Source organism: Streptomyces sp. URMC 126 (genome assembly GCF_051386555.1).
Classification (GTDB): domain Bacteria; phylum Actinomycetota; class Actinomycetes; order Streptomycetales; family Streptomycetaceae; genus Streptomyces.
Genome location: NZ_JBPQTX010001461.1, coordinates 1 through 229 on the forward strand (window position 1 = coordinate 1; position 229 = coordinate 229).

The 229-nt window shown below is 62.4% G+C and carries 1 protein-coding gene; it reads left to right on the forward strand.

The features are described 5' to 3' along the window. Positions 1-35: 35 nt before the first annotated feature. On the forward strand, positions 36-229 hold a 194-nt coding region (gene rpsH / locus ACSNOK_RS36685; RefSeq protein ID WP_436784961.1), incomplete at its 3' end, for a 30S ribosomal protein S8.

Consider the following 229-nt stretch of genomic DNA (forward strand, 5'->3'; position numbering starts at 1 on the left):
CACCAAGTCGAGTTGGTAAGGGTTAGCCTATGCCGATGACCGATCCCCTGGGTGACATGCTCACCCGCATCCGCAACGGGCAGCAGGCGCGCAAGGACTCGATCCTGACGCCAGCGTCCAAGCTGCGTACCCGCGTCCTCGACGTGCTGCAGCGCGAAGGCTATATCCGCGGCTACTCGGAAGAGGAGCTGGCGGGCCAGAAGGGCCTGCGCATCGAACTCAAGTATTT